At 59.6% G+C, this 21,253-nt stretch carries 17 protein-coding genes; 9 read left to right on the top strand and 8 right to left on the bottom strand.

The window, feature by feature from the left end; all coding sequences use genetic code 11:
• Positions 1-108: 108 nt before the first annotated feature.
• Positions 109-1,923, bottom strand: a complete 1,815-nt coding sequence (locus K2Q04_RS15370) for a hypothetical protein (RefSeq protein ID WP_291165512.1) — start codon at positions 1,921-1,923, stop codon at positions 109-111.
• A 576-nt stretch (positions 1,924-2,499) separates the two neighbouring features.
• On the opposite strand from K2Q04_RS15370, the gene K2Q04_RS15365 reads away from it, so the two are divergent.
• The gene (locus tag K2Q04_RS15365; RefSeq protein ID WP_291165510.1) at positions 2,500-3,318 is read left to right on the top strand and encodes an alpha/beta fold hydrolase; all 819 of its coding nucleotides are present in this window, start codon (positions 2,500-2,502) and stop codon (positions 3,316-3,318) included.
• Here the strand turns inward: K2Q04_RS15365 and K2Q04_RS15360 are convergent.
• Positions 3,287-3,901 (bottom strand): DUF2147 domain-containing protein, encoded by a 615-nt coding sequence (locus K2Q04_RS15360; RefSeq protein ID WP_291165508.1) that lies wholly within the window; start codon positions 3,899-3,901, stop codon positions 3,287-3,289. The genes K2Q04_RS15365 and K2Q04_RS15360 overlap by 32 nt on opposite strands.
• Positions 3,902-4,278: 377 nt before the next feature.
• Between K2Q04_RS15360 and K2Q04_RS15355 the strand changes: the two genes are divergently transcribed.
• The 3 genes from K2Q04_RS15355 to K2Q04_RS15345 are packed head-to-tail and all read left to right on the top strand — an operon-like array spanning position 4,279 to position 7,257.
• On the top strand, positions 4,279-5,409 hold the full coding sequence (locus K2Q04_RS15355) for an ABC transporter permease (RefSeq protein WP_291165506.1): 1,131 nt from the start codon (positions 4,279-4,281) through the stop codon (positions 5,407-5,409).
• Entirely contained in the window at positions 5,406-6,158 is a 753-nt protein-coding gene (locus tag K2Q04_RS15350; RefSeq protein ID WP_291165504.1) for an ABC transporter ATP-binding protein, read from the top strand. Before K2Q04_RS15355 ends, K2Q04_RS15350 begins: the two co-directional genes overlap by 4 nt.
• On the top strand, positions 6,151-7,257 hold the full coding sequence (locus tag K2Q04_RS15345) for an efflux RND transporter periplasmic adaptor subunit (RefSeq protein WP_291165502.1): 1,107 nt from the start codon (positions 6,151-6,153) through the stop codon (positions 7,255-7,257). The genes K2Q04_RS15350 and K2Q04_RS15345 overlap by 8 nt, the downstream gene beginning before the upstream one ends.
• Positions 7,258-7,343: 86 nt before the next feature.
• Here K2Q04_RS15345 and K2Q04_RS15340 read toward each other — a convergent pair whose 3' ends face one another.
• The 5 genes from K2Q04_RS15340 to bcsS all read right to left on the bottom strand — a co-directional run bounded on the left by K2Q04_RS15340 (position 7,344) and on the right by bcsS (position 15,470).
• A complete protein-coding gene (locus K2Q04_RS15340; protein WP_291165500.1) occupies positions 7,344-8,510 on the bottom strand; it encodes a DUF533 domain-containing protein in 1,167 nt (388 codons plus the stop codon).
• Positions 8,511-8,599: 89 nt separating this feature from the next.
• The gene (locus tag K2Q04_RS15335; protein WP_291165498.1) at positions 8,600-11,755 is read right to left on the bottom strand and encodes an efflux RND transporter permease subunit; all 3,156 of its coding nucleotides are present in this window, start codon (positions 11,753-11,755) and stop codon (positions 8,600-8,602) included.
• Positions 11,755-12,969: an efflux RND transporter periplasmic adaptor subunit gene (locus K2Q04_RS15330; RefSeq protein ID WP_291165497.1), complete on the bottom strand. Its 1,215-nt coding sequence runs from the start codon at positions 12,967-12,969 to the stop codon at positions 11,755-11,757. The genes K2Q04_RS15335 and K2Q04_RS15330 overlap by 1 nt, the downstream gene beginning before the upstream one ends.
• Complete coding sequence (locus tag K2Q04_RS15325; RefSeq protein WP_291165496.1) at positions 12,966-13,607, bottom strand: TetR/AcrR family transcriptional regulator; 642 nt, start codon at positions 13,605-13,607, stop codon at positions 12,966-12,968. The genes K2Q04_RS15330 and K2Q04_RS15325 overlap by 4 nt, the downstream gene beginning before the upstream one ends.
• A gap of 1,008 nt (positions 13,608-14,615) precedes the next feature.
• Positions 14,616-15,470 carry a cellulose biosynthesis protein BcsS gene (gene bcsS, locus K2Q04_RS15320; RefSeq protein WP_291165494.1) on the bottom strand — a complete coding sequence of 285 codons (855 nt, stop codon included), beginning with the start codon at positions 15,468-15,470 and terminating at the stop codon, positions 14,616-14,618.
• Positions 15,471-15,902: 432 nt separating this feature from the next.
• Here bcsS and K2Q04_RS15315 point away from each other — a divergent pair, with 432 nt between their 5' ends.
• Positions 15,903-16,325: a hypothetical protein gene (locus K2Q04_RS15315; RefSeq protein ID WP_291165492.1), complete on the top strand. Its 423-nt coding sequence runs from the start codon at positions 15,903-15,905 to the stop codon at positions 16,323-16,325.
• A gap of 65 nt (positions 16,326-16,390) precedes the next feature.
• Here the strand turns inward: K2Q04_RS15315 and K2Q04_RS15310 are convergent, their stop codons facing one another.
• Entirely contained in the window at positions 16,391-16,984 is a 594-nt protein-coding gene (locus K2Q04_RS15310) for an invasion associated locus B family protein (RefSeq protein ID WP_291165490.1), read from the bottom strand.
• A gap of 385 nt (positions 16,985-17,369) precedes the next feature.
• Here K2Q04_RS15310 and coxB point away from each other — a divergent pair, with 385 nt between their 5' ends.
• From coxB to K2Q04_RS15290, 4 genes are all read left to right on the top strand, one after another.
• Entirely contained in the window at positions 17,370-18,350 is a 981-nt protein-coding gene (gene coxB, locus K2Q04_RS15305) for a cytochrome c oxidase subunit II (RefSeq protein ID WP_291165488.1), read from the top strand.
• 93 nt (positions 18,351-18,443) lie between these two features.
• Positions 18,444-20,069, top strand: coding sequence for a cytochrome c oxidase subunit I (gene ctaD / locus K2Q04_RS15300; RefSeq protein WP_291165486.1), 1,626 nt, complete (start codon positions 18,444-18,446; stop codon positions 20,067-20,069).
• A gap of 85 nt (positions 20,070-20,154) precedes the next feature.
• The gene (locus K2Q04_RS15295; RefSeq protein WP_291165484.1) at positions 20,155-21,078 is read left to right on the top strand and encodes a heme o synthase; all 924 of its coding nucleotides are present in this window, start codon (positions 20,155-20,157) and stop codon (positions 21,076-21,078) included.
• 7 nt (positions 21,079-21,085) lie between these two features.
• Complete coding sequence (locus K2Q04_RS15290; RefSeq protein WP_291165482.1) at positions 21,086-21,250, top strand: protein CoxF; 165 nt, start codon at positions 21,086-21,088, stop codon at positions 21,248-21,250.
• Positions 21,251-21,253: the final 3 nt, after the last annotated feature.

Genomic DNA, 21,253 nt, shown 5'->3' with positions numbered 1-21,253 from the left:
CTTGGTCTCATGGGTTCACAATCGCGAATCTTTATAGCAGGCGTCGCACCGCCTTGAGACCGGCCGCCGGCGATTGCATGTGGAAAGCTTCGAGCGGTGCCGATTTGCCTAGGTGCGGCCAGCCGATGCACCACCCGGCATCCGCCTCGGACGGAACAGCCGGGCGAACCAGGCGAGCAGGATCAGGCCGGCGATGCCGGCGCCCGCCACAGCTTGCGGATGCTTATCCCAGAGCAAAAGCGGCTCGACACGGCCATCCCAGACGAGCTTCAGATCATCCCCCAGCACCTTGGTGGAATAGCCCGACGACGACGCGAGCATCATGTCGGCCGCGGCGCCCTGATCGCTGCTTGCTAAAATGCGTTCGCGAACATGACGCGAGGCGAGGATTTGCATTTTGGCGGGGTCAGCCGAGACGGCCCGCAAAACCTTCTCCCGCGGGCCTGGCTTCAATCCTGAGAGGTAACCCGCCAGCGCCCGAAGCTCGTCTTCCGAAAGTGACCTGAGCAGGCTGTCCAGATCGCTCGAGTTGAGCGTGAACAGCATCTCTCGCGCCTCCGGAGGCACACTCGCGATCCTGATAATCGCTATCCGGTCGTTGAGGGCGAGTATGCGGTCGAGCGAAGCCCGGGTGAGGTCTTTCGGCGACATTCGCTTATGCAACTCGTATTCGGTTACGCTCCCAAGGCGATCGCCCGCGAGCGCCGTCCAGTCGAGGCCGGCCCCGACCGATTTCAAGTCGCGCGCGATATCGAGGCCCTTGTCGGGCATCAGGTGTACGGCGTTGTTGAGCGAACCGTCCTGAAGGCGCTGCAGGATCGACGGCTCGCCTTCCGAAGCGACGAGGATCGAAACCACTTCATCGAGCCGCGGCAAGGCGTCGGGCTTCACGCCGTCGAGGAATTTCCGGAATTCACCATTCTCGTCCGCGATCCGGAGCACGAGCGCGTGCGCCCGCCGGAACGTCTGCCAAACGTCGATGACGTTTTCGGCTGCCGCGTTCGCGATCGCCGCCACGTGTTCGTTCATCTGCTCTTTGAGAGTATTGGCGAGTTCTTCGCGCACCTTGTCTTTCGTCGCCGGAGCTTTCATTTCGGTCGCGATGATCGGCAACACGCCGTTGCGGAAGTCCCAGAGGTCTTTCGCGATCAGGACCAGGCCGACGCCGCCCGCCACGACCGACACGAGCCGCGAAAGAACGCTGCCGACGATGCGCTGCCCAACGCGCTGGGCGAGATTTGCGAGCTGCCGGCGTACGATCAGGATCGTCGCTCCAGCAAGTCCGCCACTCGTCTCCTTCAGCACCGAACCTGCCCCGACGCCGCCCGATCCTTTGTTCGGATCGACCACGACACCTTTGCTGGCGTCGCTGGCAAGAGCGTCGGCGACGGCACTCCCGTAGCGCGGACCGACAAAGGCTTTGAGGCAATCGAGCAGCGGGCCGGTTGCGTCCGAGCTGGCGAATTCGATGGACTTGCCGACTTCCGCGGCGACACCGGACGCCAAATCCTCGATGCCGGCCTTGACGGCATCCGAACGGTACACGCGCTCGGCGACCATCGTGGCGAGCTGCTGGGACTTTTCACTATTGGCGAGGGACTGGAGCCGGTCGGACCAGCTCGTCTCGTTCGTTATCTCCGCCACCGCGATATCGACGCGGCTGTCGATGATCTGGTCGAGGTTCCTCTGCCGCCATTGATCCGCGACCAACGCATTGTAGTCGATGGATTTTGTGCCGTTCGAGATGGCGTCTGTCGCAATGGCGATGACGGCGGCCTTTAAAGCCCCGTCGTCCTTGGCCTGACAGGCTTCATAGTCCGCACGGCTGATCGGGTCTGCAACGGCGGTCGGCAGAGGCAGCTGACACAACACCAAAGCCGTGGCTGTCAGCAGCGAAACGGGCAGGCGCAAGGAAACAGTCACTTCAACTCAGTCCCCGGCAGATCCTACCGGTGGGCTTCCGCGGGACGCGGCCGGTAACGCCAGTTTAAGTATAAAGCATCGTTTCCACGGGAACAGTGTCTAGAAGCTTTGGGTTGGTCGATAATCGTGCCGCGCGGACCCTATTTCATATTTTCGCGCCAATGACGCGATCTAGGACGGGCCTCTGACCCGAGGAAGTGACCCGAGGAAGTGAAATGAATCATAGTCTCTGTCAAAAAGGCGCGTTTGCATGCTGCAATGCAGCAACGGCTGGCGGCAAACGGCGGCGCGGCATGAAGTCCACCTTAACCAATCGTCAGTAACCTGACGCCAAAACCTATGGTGTTTTCAGCAACTTCGTAATACCTTCACAAACCAAATCTCAACTGCGGGTATATGCAAAAAAGCTCAAATCTGCGGCGACGCGACAAAGTTGCGTTGGCATCTGAAGCTGCTGCGTCGTAATTAGCGTTCCACAGGGTAATAACGAGTTCAACGTAGGTAATGAAAAACCAAGAAAAATTTCAGCCTCCTCGCGGAAGCGTTTACATTCCCGGTGGGAAGTCGGGGGTTTTGTTGATCCATTCTCTCGGCGGTTCGCCGCTTGAGATGAAGGCCGTTGCGCATGCGCTCTCCCGCAAGGGAATGACAGTTTATTGTCCGGTCGTTCCTGGACTGACGTTTGGTACCGACGTCTCCGGCCTTTCGACGTGGCAGGACTGGTATAGGTCGGTCTCGGACGCGTTCGATCATTTGCGCAGCGTATGTGACAACGTCATTATCGGCGGCGCTTCGGCTGGTTCTATCTTGGCTCTGCGGCTTGCAGCCTACCGTCAAGACCAAGCCTGCGGCGTGATGCTTTATGCGCCGACGCTTGCTGTTAATGGCTGGGCGATCCCGAAGGCCATCAAGCTTTTCCACCTCGTCACCGACAAGTGGACCGCGCGCCTTTTCAAATTCCGCACACCGGCGCCCTACGGCATCAAGGATGAGCGCGTACGCAACTTCGCTCTCGATTCGATGCGCGGCAGCGATAACATGCCGGCTGACATCACCGAGCGTGGTGGCGGCACCGTCTACGAATTCTTCTGCCTCGTGCGCAACGTCCGGCCGATGCTGCCGCTCGTGAAGCTGCACACGCTGATCTTCCATCCGCGCCACGACGACCAGAGCGACATCAAGAATACGATGGCACTCCAGCGCCAGCTCGGCGGCATGGTTGAAGTTTCAGTTCTCGACGACAGCTACCACTTGGTTACGCTTGACCGTCAACGCGGCTATGTCGTTGACCGGACAACCGAATTCGTTGACCGCCTGTTGGCCCGCCAGGCCGACAAGGTCGTGGTTCAGAAACCGGCTTCGACTAATTCGAAGCAGCTGGGGGCGGCTGAGTAGCCGCCTCTTTTACGGCAGCCTTTTTCTTCTGTGGCGCAGTCGCGACGTTGGCGCCTCCAAGTTTGGAGGCGTCTGACGCGGACTTCGTCGTCTTTTTCGCAGTGCCTGCCGCCTGCTTTTTCGCATCGCCCGGCTTCACTTGGGTCGGCGCGGCTGCGGCATCGGGAGCACATGACGGCAAGTCCGCTGGCGCTCGCGTCCAGATGAACGATTTGCCTAGAAAACGCATTCCCTTGTAGCCGGTCACTTTGAGAGTGTCGGCGTCGACGAGATCCAAGGCGACATCGTAGGATTTGCCTTCCTTCGGATCATAAACCCAGCCGTTGTCGAAACCGCCGCCCGACAGTTGCGAGAGATCGCCCAAAACCGGCAAGCCGCAAATCGGACGCGTACGCTGCGAAGCATCGGGATTATATCTGTCGATCTTCGGTTGGCCGTCGGCGGCCATCGGCTCTTGAAGCCAATAGATCTTTCCGCAAAGCGTTGTCGGAGTGCAGATCTCGATCTTGACCGCACCCTTGCCGGTGTCGTCGTACCAGACGCCCACTTCTTTGGGATCGGCCGCGGCCGCAGTCGGGCGCATTGCGAAACCGAGTAAGCAAGCTGCGGCGACCAGAGCAACGCCTGAACAATTCGCAATGTTCATATTACGCATGACAATAAACCGCAGATAAAAGTTCAACTTCAGTACTCCTATGCCCCGAAAACGGCAAAACATTGGAACTTATTTGTTAAACCCTTGCTAAGGCTTTAGGAGAAAGCCTTTTCCGCCGTGAATTAACCCCGGCGGCATGGTTCGAGGCGGAACGTGACGCGGCTCGTTTTCGCGTTTCACTGTGGTCGCGACGAGACAATAGAGCTATATGACCCTGCATGAGGCGCACCGGTATTTATGCGGAGCTCGCGCCTGTTGCAGGCCCGAAGGCCCAATAGAAACATTCTGAGAGATCCGGCAGATACATGGTTTTTACTCTCGCGCTTCGTAACTTGTTGCACGATCGCGTTCGCTTGGCGGTTACGCTTATCGGTATTCTTTTCTCCATCGTTCTAGTGGCAGTGCAACTCGGTTTGTACCTCGGGTCGAGCCGGATGATCACGGCCAACATTGCCCGCTCCAACGCCGATCTGATCGTAACGACCTTCGGCGCCAAAAGCTTCGAGGACGGCGGGCTCCTTTTGGGCGATCGTGAACGCCATCAAGCCTTGGCGACGCCCGGCGTCGAAAGCGTCGTGCCTCTCGTCGTCGCCTTTGCAGAATGGCGGAAGCCTGAGGGCGGTTCCTCCCGCGTGGTCCTCGTTGGCGCCGACGCCGACGATCAGGGCCTCCTTCCGTGGGGCCTTATTCAAGGCACGGTCGAGGACATCAAAGCGCCTGACGCCATCGCCGTCGATAGCACCTATTTGAGCGAACTCGGCGTCAACGGCATCGGTGACACCGCGCAGGCGGCTGGTGGCCGCGTCAAGATCCGTGCGCTGACGGAAGGTATCCGCTCCTTCACCCAATCGCCGTATGCTTACACGACGCTTAACCGTGCTCGTCAGTTGCTCGGTGCCGATGACGACAAGTCGACGTTCCTCCTCGTGAAGCTTGCCCCGGGAGCGAACATCACGGAAGTTCAGCAAGATCTCGCGAAGCGCCTCGATTCAGCTGACGTGTTGACCAAGGATGAATTCGAAAGCCGCAGCCTGAAGCAGTGGCTGTTCCGCACGGGTGCGGGTTTGGCCCTCATTGGCGGCGCTATCCTCGGCAGTCTCGTCGGCACGGTGATCGTCGCGCAGACGCTTTATTCGAGCACGAAAGACCATATTCACGAATTTGCGACGCTGCGCGCGCTCGGATCGTCGAGAGGCTATATCTATAAGGTGATCTTGGCTCAGGCCGGGTTGAGCGCGATCATGGGTTACGTGCTCGGCATGATAATCGCCTTAATAATACTCTACCTCAGTAGGAATTCGTCGTTGCCGCTGGTGATGACGCCGGGATTGGCATTCTGGCTTTTCGCACTGACGCTCTTCATGTGCGCGATCTCGGCGCTTTCGGCCATCGTCAAGGTCACGAAGATAGATCCGGCTACGGTGTTTGCGCGATGACAACGACTCCCGTCATGCAGGCGGACAATATCGTCAAGGAGCTTGGCTCAGGTGCCGGCCTGGTGGTCGCCGTCAAAGGCGTATCGCTGGAGCTGGTTCCCGGCGAGCTGACACTCCTGATGGGGCCCTCGGGCTCCGGCAAGACGACGCTTCTGTCGATCCTCGGCGGCATCATGAAACCGACATCGGGATCCCTCCGCATCGCGGATACGGTGATCGACGGTCTCTCCGCCGAAGATCTGGCCAAGGTGCGACGCGAGCACCTCGGTTTCATCTTCCAGTCCTACAATCTGTTCCCGACGCTGAACGCCATCGAGAACGTTCGCATCGCGCTCGACGTCAGGGGCATTAAGGGCTTCGCTGCCACCAGCCGCTCGGAAGAGGTTTTGCGTGAGGTGGGTCTCGGCCATCGGCTGACCAACTATCCCCGCAACCTCTCGGGCGGCGAACAGCAGCGCGTTGCCGTGGCCCGTGCCATCGCAAGTTCGCCGTCGGTCGTGCTCGCTGACGAGCCGACCGCCGCTCTGGACAGCGAGAATGGACACGCGGTGATGGCTCTCCTATCTCGCATCGCCAAGGAACAACATCGCAGCGTGCTCGCCGTAACGCACGACCCGCGAACCTTGGGTTACGCCGATCGCGTCATACGCATCGAAGACGGCAGAATCGTCGGCGAAGAGCGCCGGCCGGAAGGCATAGATGCCCCCGAAATCACGGATTTGACGAAGAGGCGAAAGCTGCATGCTTAAGAAGATTGATCCCACCGTCTCAGCCATTGTGGTTGCGGCCGCCATAGCGCTGTCAGGTGGCTTTGCATTTAATGCGCTGACGAAAAGCGAAACGCTTTTCTCCAGCGTGGCGGGCACGGCACATGCCGACACCACAGCTCCGGCTGCGCAATGGGCGGCATCCGCCACCGCGCGCGTCGAGCCGAAGGATGGTGAAGTCCGCATTGCGAGCGAAGTCGGCGGCAAGATTGCTGAAGTCCTGGCCAACACGAACGACCAGGTAAAAGCCGGCGATCTACTGATCCGTCTCGAGGACGCAGACTATTACAACAAGATTGCCGCCGCCTCCGCTGAAGCGAGCGTTCGCGAACGTGAACGCGGTGAGGAAGCGGCAACCGGTCCGGCACTCGATCGCCGCAACGCCGAGGATGCAGTCTCTAAAGCGCAGCGTGGCGTTTTCGCCGCCCATGAGGCTTTCGATGCAGCATTCCGCGCCTCGAAAACCGATAAGGGCAATGCCGAAGCAGTCGACAAGGCTCGCAAGGATCTGGTTGCCAAACAAGACGCATTGACGGCTGCGAAGGCGAAGCTCACGCAGGTCAATGCTCAGGCAAACATGCCGCTGCAGCAGCGTCTGGAATCGTCGCTGGCTCTTGCCCGTTCCGATCTGACCTCTGCCGAACTCGCCCTCGAGCGCACCCGCATCCGCGCCCCGGCCGACGGCACCGTTCTGAATGTTTTGGGACGCGTCGGTGAAACGGCCGTGCCCTCGCCGGAGAGCGCCGTCGTTGTCTTTGGCGACATGTCGAGCCTCCGCCTTCGCGCCGAAGTCGAAGAGCGCGATGCTGCAAGAGTTCATGTCGGCCAGCGCGTCGTCGTGAAGGCCGACGCCTTCCCGGACAAGACGTTCGAAGGCACCGTTACGTCGATCTCGCAGTCGTTGGCCGCTCCGCGGATCGCGACCCGCGGCCCCCGCCGCCCGAACGATGTTGAAGTCGTCGAAGTGATGGTCTCCCTTGACGATCATCCGCCGCTCTTCACCGGTATGCGCGTCGACACGTTCTTCAAGCTCGACAATCAAGCGGCCAATGCATCGGCCGCCACGGCGAAAGCCAACTGAACACTTTAGCCTGATAGCAAAAAGGGCGTCCGCGTTTCTCGGGCGCCCTTTTTCTTTGTCAAACCGTTCGACTGAGCAAGCAGACGTTAAGCGGCCGTCTGCCGCGCCGTGGCATCGATCTGCGCGGTCAGCTTCGGATCGAGCCTGAGCGCGCTCGCGAGTGACGCCAAAAACCGCTCTTCGGCAGTAGAATTGTCGGCAACGGCAATGCGAGCCGCAATGTAAAGCTGGATGGCTTCCTGAGGTGTGCGGACGGATTGCGCCAGCTCTTCGATTGTTGGCGGATCATTGAGTTCGCGCGCCAGGAACTCTTCGGCCTCGCTGTCGAGACCTGCCTGCTTGATCCCGCCCATGATCCTCTCTTTCTCGCTGGGATCTATGCGCCCATCGGCAAAGGCGGCTGCGATCATCGCCTGAAGATAGTGGATCGCAGCATCATTCGTCATCGCAGCAGGCTCGAAACCCGATCCCGCCGGAGGCGGTTCGGGTGACATGGCGGCCTGTGGAGCGCCGGTTTTGTCTGCCGAGTCATCGCCAGTAAGCAGCGGCTTTCCCGCCTCGTAGTTCTGAAGCGCTTTGTAGGCCAAGCCGCCGAGCATCGCGAGAGCGCCAAGCTTCGCTGAACTTGCCGCAACCGACCGGCCGGTGCGTGTTCCAAGCAAAAGACCGCCGAGGCCACCGGCCGCCGCGCTGGACGCATATGGATTGTTTTGAATGAGGTCTTTGAGCTTACCGATCAGCTGACCCGTTTGCGGGTCGGAGGTTAGCCGCCCAAGAGCATCGGTTGCGCCGGTTTCCTGCCCGATCCGCGCTGAACCCTCTTTGACGCCTTGCGTGGCCTGCGCGAGAACCCGGCCCAGAATATCGCCGATACCGCCGCTCGCTGACACCGAGCCGCCTGCTTGGCCAAGCTTCTCCCTGATCTGGCTGAGGATGCTTCCAAGATCGCCAGCATCTCCCGTTGGAGGGCCGCTTTGAGCGGGCGCTGCTCCTGCTCCGGGCGAATGAGCCTGCCCCTGCGAAAGGCTCCTGCTGATCTGGTTCAGGATATCGCCTACCCCGCCACTTCCGCTCGGCGCCGCCTGAGTTCCGCCTTGGGGATTAGCTCCGCTTCCGGCACTCCGGAGGATTTCATTCAAAATATCTCCAATGCTGCTGCCGCCGTTGGGCTGCTGCGTTGGTGTTGATGTCGATGGGCCCGCGGGCGCTGCGCCGCGAACAACATTTTCAAGCAACGATTTGGCGTCGAACATATCGGGGTTCCTTCAGTTGCGGCCGCTGGCTGAAAGGTAGGCACGCACCCCGTCATGGACAATCCGATGCCGGACCTTTCCTTTCGAATTTATTCCGCCGCGAGCGGCATTGGACGATGGCTCTGCCCGCTCTGATGGCCCGTGGTCTCCGGCGAGCCATGGGCCGGCGGCTTGGCTTCGTCATCCGGCTCGTCCGTCGGACCGACGAAGCGCCCGAAAATGCGCTGCATCAGCTTGCCGAGATCATCCATCACGGTGAAGAACGATGGCACGAACACCAGCGACAGCATCGTCGAAACCAACAGGCCGCCGATGACAGCAATCGCCATAGGAGCGCGGAATTCGCCGCCGTCTCCGAGAGCAAACGCGCTGGGAAGCATGCCCGCGGCCATAGCGAGTGTCGTCATGATGATGGGGCGCGCCCGCTTGCGGCCGGCATCGATGATCGCCACGCTGCGCTCGACACCGGCAGCGATCTCCTCGATTGCGAAGTCGACGAGCATGATCGCATTCTTCGTCACGATGCCCATGAGCATCAACAGGCCGATATAAACCGGCATGCTGATCGGATTGTTGGTGACGAGCAAACCCAACGCCACCCCGCCGAACGACAGCGGCAGCGACAGCAAGATAGTGATCGGCTGGAAGACGCTGCCGAACAGCAGGAGCAGCAGCCCGAGCACGATCAGAATACCCGTTCCCATTGCCGAGATGAAACCGTCGGCGACTTCGTCCTGAACCTCGGCATCGCCCGATGGCTGCAGCGTCACCGATGCGGGCAGCTTCAGGTCATTGACGACAGCGAGAAACTTTTCGCGGGCCGTGCTCAGGGCGACGCCGCGATCGAGATCGACACCTACGACGGCGCGCCGCAACCGGTCGAAGCGCTCGACGGAGGCCGGTCCACGTCCGAATTCGACGGTCGCAACCGCCGTCAACGGGATCGCTTTGCCGGCCGCGTTGGTCAGGCGCAATTGCTCGATCTGCTTGAGATCAGTCCGCGTGCTTTCTTCAAGCTGTACGCGGATGGGGATTTGCCGGTCGCCAACCGTAAACTTTGCGAGGTTGAAACCAGCGTCCCCGATCGTCGCGACGCGAATGGCCTCCGCAATCTGATCAGGCGCGACGCCAAGGCGAGCGGCTTCGTCGAGGCGCGGAACGATCCGGATCTCCGGCCGTTCGGTCGAGCCGGACGCGGCAACGTTGCGGAAGCCCGGAACGCTGCGCAATGCCGTCTCCACCTTGCCGATTGCAAGATTGAGATCTTCGCCGCTGCGCGACAGCATCGAGAACGACAACTCTCGCTCGCCACGCTCGTTGACGTACCAGGCGCGCGTATCGGGAACGTCGGAAATCTTCGCGGCGATGATGGCCTTGAGCTGTTTCTGGGTGAGCTTGCGCTGTGTCTTCGGAACAAGCTCCACGAAAAGCGCTGCGCGGCGAACTTCAAGCTGACCGGTCGGGCTCGTGCCCCCAAGCACGAACACTTTCTCGACTTCCGGAATCGTCCGGAGCGATTTGACGAGCTGGTCGGTTTTGTCTCGCGTTTCGTTCAGTTGCGTCCCCGGTGGAAGTTCAACAGAAACGACGACGCGAGACGTATCTTCATCGGGCAAAAACCCGGTGGGAAGCAGCGTCGTCGCGTAGATCGATGCGGAGAACAGCGCGACGCCCGATAAGAGCGTCAGATAGCGCCAACGAAGCGTTGCCGAAAGAAAGCGCGTGTAGGTGCGCATGATCGCGCCGTCCACATGCGGCTTCTCAGGAATGGGCCGCAAGAAATAGGCGGCCATCATTGGCGTGATGAGGCGCGCGACCAATAGCGAAATGAGAACCGCGACCGCGACGGTCATGCCGAACTGTTTGAAGTATTGTCCGGCGATACCGCCCATGAACGACACGGGCGCGAAAATCGCGACGATCGTCAGCGTGATGGCGATGACGGCCAGACCGATTTCATCTGCGGCTTCGAGCGCCGCACGATAAGGGGATTTGCCCATGTGCATGTGGCGCACGATATTCTCGATCTCGACGATCGCGTCGTCGACGAGAATGCCGGTTGCGAGCGTGATGCCGAGCAGGCTGACGAGGTTTAGCGAAAAGCCAAGCGAGCTCATCGCCCAGAACGTCGGGATCGCGGCAAGCGGTAGCGCAACGGCTGCAATGGCCGTCGCCCGCCAATTGCGTAAAAAGACCAGCACGACGAGAACCGCCAGCACGGCGCCCTCGATCAGCGTTTCCATCGCCGCGATATAGTTGCCGCGCGTATACGCGACCGCATCGTCGATCTTCGTTAGCTTGACGTCGGGATACTCTGCTTCGAGTGCTTTCAGTGAAGCGTTGACGGCATCCGAAACCGAAAGCTCGCTCGTTCCCTTCGTGCGGAAGATCGAGAACGAAACGACGGGTTGGCCATTCAGGCGGCCAAACGATCGCTGCTCGCTGGCGTCGTCGATGACACGGCCGAGATCGCGGAGACGAACCTCGCGGCCGCCAGCTAGAATGATTTTTGCGTCGGCGAAGGCTTCGACTTCGCGCGCTCCGGCAAGCGTGCGGATCGCCTGTTCCTGGCTGCCGATTTCCCCGCGGCCCGATCCGAGATCGACGTTCGTCGAGCGGACCTGGGCATTCACCTGCGCTGCCGTTATGCCATAGGCAAGAAGCTTGTCAGGGTCGAGATTGACGCGGATTTCTCTGTCGACGCCGCCGTAGCGCTCGACGCGGCCCACGCCCTTCGTTGCTTGCAGCTTCCGCTTTATGACATCGTCGACGTGCCACGAAAGCTCTTGGAGCGTCATGCCGGGCGACGTCGCCGCAAACGACAGGATCGCTTGTCCTTCGACGTCGATGCGCTCGATGACGGGCTCGTTGATGGTGCGCGGCAGATCGGCTCGAATTTTCGCAATCGCGTCTTTGACGTCGTTCAAAGCCCGGTCGCTATTCGTTTCGAGGCGGAATTCCAGGACAGTCGCCGACAGGCCGTCGGTCAACGTCGACGTGATGTGTTTGACACCCGTGATGTTCGCCACCGAGTCTTCGATGACTTTCGTCACCTGCGTTTCGAGTTCCGCAGGTGCGGCACCCGACTGTATGACCTTCACTGAGACGATCGGCACGTCGATGTTCGGAAAGCGCGTCACGGGCAGCGACTTGAAGCTCAGAACGCCGAGCAGCATCAAGACCGCGAAGAGCACAATAGCGGGGACGGGCCGGCGGATCGACCAGGCTGAGATGTTGATGCGCATTACTTCGCCTCGCTCAACCGCGGCTCGGGAATGACCGGGCGTACGACGTCACCGTCGCGCAGGAATGTCCCTGCTCGCGTCACGACCAGATCGCCTTCGTTGACGCCCTTTTTGATCTCGACGAGATCGCCCGCGATCAGGCCCATCGTGACGGAGTGCTTTTGAACCCTATCGTCCTTGACGACCTGAACGGATGTGAGACCCTGATCGAATGTCACTGCCGAAGAAGGCACGGCGAGGCCGCGGCTCCGCGCTGTTTCTATTCGTCCGCGCGCGTATGACCCGATCCGGAGCACGGGGTTGTCGCCCAGGAAAATCTTGACCCGGCCGAGCCGGGTAGCCTTGTCGACTTCGGGCGAGACGAGGCGAACATTTCCTTCAAAGTCGCCCGTCTGCGGCACCGTCACGATGGCCTTTTGCCCGACTTTGACTTTCTTCAACTCGGTCTCGACGATCTCGGCATTGAGTTCGATCTCGCTGTTCTGGATGATGCGAAACATCGGCTCGCCGGCGGTCGAAGCCATCGCACCGATGCGCGCAACGCGCCGGCTGATGACGCCGTCCGCAGGCGCGGTCACTTCGGTATTGTTCCGCCGCCACATCAGTTCGCGGCGCTGGGCCTCGACTTGGGCTTTTTCGGCTTTTGCCGCGGTCAACCCATCGCGCGCCGCAATAAGCTGCGCCGCTGTCGTGTGCGCAGCACTCTCGCGCTGATCGTAGGTGGCGCCCGAAAGATAGCCGGACTGCTTCAACGGTACCGCACGGTCGAACTGCGCGGCGGCCTCTTTCGACTGCGCTTCGAATTGCACGATTTGGCTCTCGGCCTGCGCGATCGCAGCATCCGACCGCGCAAGATTGGCGTCGTTTTGCGCAAGCTGCGCATCGAGCTGCTCCGCGACGAGGCGGGCGAGAACCTGACCCTTTTTGACCTTGTCGCCCTCGTCCGCAAGAAGCTCGAGAACTCTGAGACCTTCGACTTCGGGCGAGACAAGGATCTCTTCACGCGGCACGAGAGACCCGGAAACTGCGGCTGTCTCGACGAAATTATCGATGCCGACCTTCGAGACGGTGATTGTCGGGGCCGCGACCGACTTCGCCGCTTCGAGCCTTTCAGCTTGCACAGCGGCTGCGTGTTTTTTCTCGAGGTAGACGTAGCCCCCACCAGCCACGGCGCTTGCCGCGAGAAGGCCGAAGAAAAACTTTCTCATATTCATCGGCGCGCCTCGCGTGCGGAAACGTTCGAATTGGAAGTCTTCGGCTCTACTGGATTGAGCAATGTGCCGATGAGGTCGATCATGACTGGGAGGACGGCGCGCATGTCTGCCGTCGGATGGATGGCTCGACGCCAGAACATGCCGTCGCCGATGACATTGAAAACCTTGACCAGTGTCTGGACGTCAGTCCGTGGCGCGATGCGCCCCTCTTCTTGGAGACGGCAAAACAGCGCTTCGAAGCTGTCGGAACAAAATTTGTCGACGCTCAGGAAGATTTCGGCGATGCGCGGATTGCGCGTCGCCTCGATACCCATCTCGATGACGAACCGCTGCTTCTCGGCGCCCTCATCAATGAAGTAGTGCTGACCGATTGCGTTGAGCGCCTCGAGGAAGTCCGGTGCCGTGGCGAGCGAAGCGAAGCGTTCGGCAAATTCTGCGCGGTCGCGCTCGCAGAGGCCCGCAATCAGCGCTTCCTTGCTGTCGAAATAAACATAGAGCGCACCCGGGCTGACGCCCGCTTCCCGGCAGATCGTCTGCATCGCGGTGGCGTGAAATCCGCCACGAGCAAAGCAGGTGAGCGCAGCGTCGAGAATGTGCTCTCGTCTGGCGCGCTGTGTGTCTGGTTTGAGCTTCGGCATCGCGGCGATAGTCCGTGCGGGGAGCTTCGAACAAAAACGAACGAGCGTTCTGTTTGTCGAACGATTGCGGAGAGGTCAAGGCGAACAGGTGTTCGTTTTGTAAAATATTTGGGGTGATCCCACGGGGTCACGGGGATAGATGCAGCGGCAACACGGCGCATCCGTGAGCAAAAGCGCGGGGCCGGTCAGCCGGGCCAAGGAAATATCGTCTTTGCAAAAAAGAGGAGCAGTAGGTCCCGCAGCCCACCGCTCCTCTCTTAACCGCCCGAGCCCTACGGCCGGGCGGATTCCGCAATTTCGCGAGATCGATAGCGCGTCGCAGGCCGGTAACCAAACGGCCCCGCGCGATCCCTGAAATTGATTATATGATCGAAGACGAACTTCGCCTCATATGGGCGCGCCTCTAAATGGTAATCCGAACATCGCATACGGCAATGAAATGCGCAGGTATTGAGTAATTTCGTTCGTCGTCGGTATCGCGGGCCCCTCGGTGATCGGCAGTGCAATCAACACGGGCGCGTCTCATCCCACAGTCTTATAGCGCACTTCCAGGAAGCCCAATTCTTAAATCGCTAAAATGTTTCCCGATAAGCGTTGATTGAATGGAATCCGTCGCGAGGTGAGATTGAAATGCCTCACGTGATCAGGGTGCACAGGGCGTTCCTGTAAAGATGCACAACGTTCCCGTTGATCCAGTAAGGCACCGTTCTTCCGTATCTTGAGCTCGCGCCCAATTTGCGAAGTTCGGCCCAAGTGATGGAATTGCGCGAACCTTTGCGCGCCAGTTCGCTCGGGCCTTCGTTTTCGCGAGCCAGACGTAACTGGCTTCTTCTCCTCGCGCGACGACCGGCGAAGAAGAGCAGCTGCCAGCGAAAACGGATATTGGAAAGGCGGCGAGTAGAAAAAGCAATGCGAGCATCAGAGCCGTGACCCTCGCCAGAGACGTATTCATTTTGTTTATCCCCGAAGATTGCCCCGCCGCTTTGTAATCAATCGATATGACACGGCTTAGTATTGAAAAAGCACATTGACGGTTCCATAGGCCGAGGGATTTTTCGCCGCCCAATTCTCGACCCTCCAAAGCCCGCCTCCGGCTAGTGAAATCTCGCCGCCGCTCCATTCGTAACGCGTGAACAGGCCGGCCCGTCCGTTCCAGGCGCCGTCGCCCGTTTCGACATTCTTGTCATAGCGAAGCTCGGGGCCGATCGATAGCTTCGGTGAGACACGCCAGCCGTACCGCCACTGCGACCCGGACTCGTTCCTCGCAGTCGAATAGCTGAGGTCGAGCGATGTCCATGAATCCGCGCTGAGTGTGAGCCAGAATTCCAAGGCGCCTTTAACGCCGTAACGCGTACCGTCATCGCGGGTATCCGGATCGCTCTTGAGATGATCCTTCGAAGACATCGCCGCGCCGGCGAACGCTTTCGCAGTCAGCCGGCCCAACTGCAGATAATATCCAAGAAGAACCTCGGCGTAGGAATGCCCGACTTGGTAGTGTTTCCGGCTGCGCCCGTCTTCGCCGCAAATGTCGTTCGAGGTCGCGTCTCCGCAATTCGTGTGCGGCTGGATGCTGTCGTAGCCGTACCGGCCATATCCTCCGCCCAGACGAAGACGCCATCCGTCGCTGTAGATATCCGGGCTGCCAAGGGCGAAAGTCATTCCCGAATAGGCGAGCCACTGATCGCGAGCCACGTCGAACCCGCCGTAAGCTTCTCGCCAGCCGTACTTCTCCTGGACCCAGTCTGTAGGCGGATCACTCGCTTGCGCTGAAGCAGCGCTGGTAAGGAAAATCTGCGCGACCGCGATGACCGAAGGGGCCACAACGGAGAGCAGGCACCCACGGCACTCCCCCAAACGCAACATTGACGCCGACGCTCTTACAAACGCAGGTATTAACCACGTTGAACATAACGCTGAATGAAAAGAGGAGCGTCAAGAAGAACGCAAGATGAACTAAGCAAAGGACTTAAGTTCAATTAGAAATAAGTAAAATTTACGAATGTATAACTATGGTTGTGTAGCGTGGGATTTTCAGTCTACTGACATTTTTCAACTCGATTACATTTGATCTGAGTCATCGAACTGCAGTGAACGGAGCGTACAATCCTAAGCGGATCGTAAAGATGCAATTGCTGCCCTTGAATGGATCGCCAAAGCACGCATCTGTGAACTGCGGCCCCTGGGCTGCCGTGTTACTGACCCACAATTAGCGCAAGTTAGAGTTACTGGCGCAGAAGCTTTAAAAAGTTGGCCGTCGAAGGCCGCAGGATATTTTGTGTCTGGGAGGACGCAGCAATGGCATATGAAGAGGGCACGCGTACCGCGAATACTTCACTATATTACCCCTTCTATCAGCAAGTCTTTGAATTGGCCGACAATACATCGATGTTCTGGCAGCCGTTTCTGAAAGCTGCTGGCCGGACGCAGCTGGAGGTCGCGAGCTTGCACGCGCGCCAGGCCCAGGCATTTGTGCATTGGGCGCATCGAATGATGCAGCCGGCGACGCCGGTCGACGTCTTCAGTGCGCATGCTCAGTTTTGGGCGACGGTCACCGGGCAATACATAGAGACCGTCCCGCGCGTCGCTGCTGCGGTGGAGAAAGCCGCCGAGGCCGTCACGCCGAAGGTGCTGCCCTTGCCGGCCAAGCCGGCTAGGGACGGTTTGATACTTCTGGATCGGAAACCTTCCGGCGAAACTCCCGAGCGCAAGGTCGCCTGACGTTCACGTCAGCCAACCGAGACCGACAGAAATAGAGGCCGATTGGTTTCGCCAATCGGCCTTCGTCATTTGAGTTCGACTAAGGCGTCGCCAAAGCCTTTGAGCGAAATCGGGATGCCGATACCCGCTTCCTCGGTCTGAAAAATGATGAAGATCGCGGTCTTTCCCGTCTTCAGCTGCTCGACGAGCGAGTCCTCGACAACGACCTGGGCGTAGCACGCGAAGCTGTGACACCGGAGAAAGGGCGCATGACCGACGTCCTTGTCGTCGATCTTGAGGCCGAGCCCGGGCGGCAGCAGTACGCCGAGCGGTGCAAAAACCCTGAGAACGCGCGTGCCGTTCGAGAATTTCTGGAAGTAGACGGTGAGACCGATATTGTTCTTGTCCTCGGCCGTCACGCTCTGAACAAGGGCGCAGATCGGGTTCTTGGATCCCGGTGGCGGGTCTTTGCAAACGACCTGCCAATCCCCGTGCTGAGACTTGACCGTTCCCTCCGGCGCATCGACGGCGAACGCTTTGTCCGGCAAGGCAAGCCCGCCCACCAGTTGTGCAATTGCGAGAAGGCCGGTGAGCGCTCCCAAGATCAGCATCCGGTTAGCGATCATTTTGCGCAAATGAATTGCCGAATGGCCCCAGAAGCCCGTTTTATGCGGTGACAATCGATGATCCTTGCTTTCGCGGGCGGCGCCCAATTGATAAAGCGACGAAGGAAGAGCGCGCTTCGTCGTCTAGGAATCCGGCCGAATTCTGTCGCGAAAAATGACGCCACTGACCGGGGAGGATGATCGATTCGCCGATTCGGCACAGCTGTTTCGCGAAGAAATGACGCAGAAAGCTTGACTTGAGGCGTGCGACGAGATTGTGCTCTTTATCAACCCGCCTTAACAAATCGATGAGGCATTCGGTCCGCGACGTCGGCGGGCCATCCCCGGTGTGCAAGCTGGGCAAATAAAGAACGGGATGACACGCCGGCCCGGGGTGTCAGGTAAATCTGGGAGGCTGTCGGTCCAGGGGGATCTGAACCGACGAATTGGGAGCGAAGGAATGTCGAATAGGATGTTTGGCGCGGTTGCCATTATGGCGGCCGCGTGTTTGGCGGTTGCCCTTGGTGGGTTGGCCCCAGCGTTGGCCGGGCTCGGGCAGCCCTCGAATGGTGAGCTCGGTCTGCAGCTCCCTGCGACCCCGATCATGGGCCAGATCTTCGACCTCTTTCATGTCATCAATACGATCATCACGGTCATCGTTTTGTTCGTGCTCGTGTTGATGGTTTACGTGATGTATCGCTTCAACGAGAAGCGTAACCCCGCCCCATCCAGAACCTCGCACAACACGATGCTCGAGGTTGCCTGGACCATCCTTCCGATCCTGATCCTCGTTGGTATTTCGATCCCCTCCTTCCACCTCCTCTTCAATCAGTACAATTTTCCCAAGCCTGATCTGACGATCAAGGCGACCGGCAACGCCTGGTTCTGGGAGCATGAGTACGTCGATGACAAGGTGACCATCACCTCGAACATGGTCAACGACGAGGACGTGCTGCGGGCGAAAATCGGCGACGAGGCTTACGACAAGCAATTCGGCTCGCTCGAAGGCGCCGCACTTCACAACGCTCTTTACAAAGCTTCGCTTCCGATTTGGAACGAAGAGAAGAAGCTTCGGCGGTTGACGGTCGATCAAGAGATCGCAGTGCCGGTCAATAAGGTTGTCGACGTTCTGGTCACGTCGAACGACGTCATCCATTCCTGGACGATCCCTTCGTTTGGCGTGAAGATGCAGGCCGTTCCGGGTCGCGTTGCAGCTGTGTGGTTCAAGGCGACGAAGGTCGGCTCCTACCACGGCCAGTGCGCGGTGCTATGCGGTAAGCTCCATTCGGCTATGCCGATCGCCGTTCGCGTTGTCGATCAGCCGGTCTATGATGCATGGATGGCCGCGGTGAAAGCCAAGGACAAGAAGAAGGCGCAGCAGATCCTCGATGCGGACACTGCGAGCAAGGTTGACGTTCAGTCGGTAGCTCAAGCGCAGTAACGGCGGTTCATTGATGGCCGGGCAATAGCCCGACAGATCTGACGCTCAACAAGAAAAGATCAGACAAAACTTCCGGGACAAGGGCTCTACGAAATGGGAAGCACGGCATACGCAGAAGGCGACGGGCACGATCACGCCCCGCCATTTTTCAAGCGCTGGTTCTTTTCGACGAACCACAAGGATATCGGCACCCTCTACCTGCTGTTCGCGATTTTCGCGGGCTGCATCGGCTTGTTCCTGTCGGTGATGATGCGACTGGAACTTCAGGAGCCGGGCCTGCAGTATTTCGCCAACGAAGGCATCTATAACGTCTTCGTCACGGGTCACGGTTTGATCATGGTCTTCTTCATGGTCATGCCCGCGATGATCGGCGGCTTCGGCAACTGGTTCGTGCCGTTGATGATCGGTGCGCCTGATATGGCGTTCCCGCGCATGAACAACATCTCGTTCTGGCTGTTGCCGGCGGCGTTCGCGCTTCTCCTTATTTCGTTGTTCGTGCCGGGCACTGCAGACGCCGATGGCGTTGGCGCAGGCTGGATTCTGGTCGCTCCGTTGTCGGGCAGAATCGGCCACCCGGGCCCCGCGGTCGACTTCGGTATCCTGGCGCTCCATCTTGCTGGCGCGTCCTCGATCCTCGGCGCCATCAACTTCATCACGACGATCTTCAACATGCGCGCCCCCGGCATGACGCTGCACAAGATGCCGCTGTTCGCCTGGTCGGTGCTCGTGACTGCGTTCCTGCTGCTTCTGTCGCTGCCGGTTCTGGCCGGCGCCATCACGATGCTGCTGACGGACCGCAACTTCGGTACGACCTTCTACGATCCGGCAGGTGGCGGCGATCCCCTTCTCTACGCTCACCTCTTCTGGTTCTTCGGTCACCCGGAAGTTTACATTCTCATCCTGCCCGGCTTCGGCATGATCAGCCACATCGTCTCCACGTTCTCGCGGAAGCCGATCTTCGGCTACCTCGGAATGGCGTACGCGATGGTCGCCATCGGCCTCGTCGGCTTCATCGTCTGGGCCCACCACATGTACACGGCGGGTCTGAGCGTCGACACGCAGGCCTACTTCATGTTCGCGACGATGGTCATCGCGGTGCCGACGGGCATCAAGGTGTTCTCCTGGATCGCAACGATGTGGGGCGGCTCGCTGCAGTTCCGCGTGCCCATGCTCTGGGCGCTGGGATTCATCTTCCTCTTCACCGTCGGCGGCGTGACGGGCGTGATGTGCGCTAACGCGGGCATCGATCGTTCGCTGCACAACACGTATTACGTCGTCGCGCACTTCCACTACGTGCTGTCGCTTGGCGCCGTCTTCTCGATCTTCGCGGGCTGGTACTACTGGTTCCCGAAGATGTCCGGCTACATGTACAATGAGACGCTCGGCAAGCTTCACTTCTGGCTGACGTTCATTGGCGCCAACGTGCTGTTCTTCCCGCAGCACTTCCTTGGCCTCTCCGGCATGCAGCGCCACTACGCCGATTATCCCGAAGCATTTGCCTACTGGAACCGCATCTCGTCTTACGGCTCGTACATCACGACGCTTGGCGTGGTCGTCTTCCTGTTCGGTATGTTCTACGCCTACTTCATCCGTAAGGAAAAAGCGGCGGCGAACCCGTGGGGCGTCGGAGCGACAACTCTGGAATGGACGCTGTCGTCACCGCCACCGTTCCATTCTTATGAAACGCTGCCGCGGATCGCCGCGACGGACCATCACTGACAATAAATGGGTGAGCGACGGGGCGAGGCATTAGCCCCGTCGCCATCCGGTTTCGAAGCTCAATTTCTATGACGGCGCCCGCGATATGAGCATTCAAAGTGAAGTCGGCCAAGCAGACCTGACGCTGGAACCCAGCGTTAGCGATTTCATCCAGCTGATGAAGCCGCGGGTGATGACGCTTGTCGTGTTTACGGCACTTGCCGCAATGCTCGCGGCCCCGGGCCCGATCAATCCAATTCTTGGCGCCATCGCGATCATCTCAATCGCCATCGGCGCGGGCGCTTCAGGCGCCCTCAACATGTGGTACGACGCCGATATCGACGCGCGCATGGCACGTACGGCCGCCCGCCCCTTGCCGCGCGGCCGCGTCACGGGCGACGAGGCGCTGAACTTTGGCGGTGTGTTGAGCGTTTGCTCCGTTCTGACGCTCGGCGTCTTGGTCAACTGGACGGCCGGAGCGCTGTTGGCGGTTACGATCGCCTTCTATCTATTCGTTTACACGATGTGGCTGAAGCGGCGGACGCCCTACAATATCGTCATCGGCGGCGCTGCCGGCGCATTCCCTCCGATGGTCGGCTGGGCAGCCGTGACGGGCAGCATTAGCATCGATAGCATCCTGCTGTTCCTCATCATCTTCATGTGGACGCCCCCGCACTTCTGGGCGCTCGCTCTCTATCGCTGCCGGGACTATGAGCGCGTCGGCGTGCCGATGCTGCCAGTCGTTGCAGGCCCCGCTGAGACGCGGAAGCAGATCGTTCTTTACTCCCTCATCCTCGTTCCGTTGGCGGTCGTGCCTTTCTTCACCGGCCTCGGCGGAATGACGTATCTCGTGTGTTCAGTGGCGCTCGGAGCAGTCTTCTTGGGATTGGCCCTTCGCGTCTACGTGACGACGGAAGGCCGTGAAGCCGATACGGCGGCGCGGCAGCTTTTCTGGTTCTCGATACTTTATCTCTACGTGCTGTTCGCAGTTCTTTTTGGTGAAGCAATTTTCCATCGTTTTTTTGCGTGAGGCTCCTTTGACCGACGATCCCAAATTTCCCCAACGCCTTGATCCGGCCGCCGAGAAGATCCGCCGCCGGCGCTCGATCGCGATCGCGCTGACGCTCGGCTTTATGGTTCTCGCATTCTACGTCGCGACGTTTGTCCACCTCGGCGGCAACGTCGCAAAAGGGACGTTCTAAGGC

This window comes from Hyphomicrobium sp. (genome assembly GCF_019753045.1).
GTDB lineage: Bacteria > Pseudomonadota > Alphaproteobacteria > Rhizobiales > Hyphomicrobiaceae > Hyphomicrobium_B.
The sequence above is the reverse complement of the archived record's forward strand: the minus strand, read 5'-3'. Positions and strand labels throughout refer to the sequence as shown.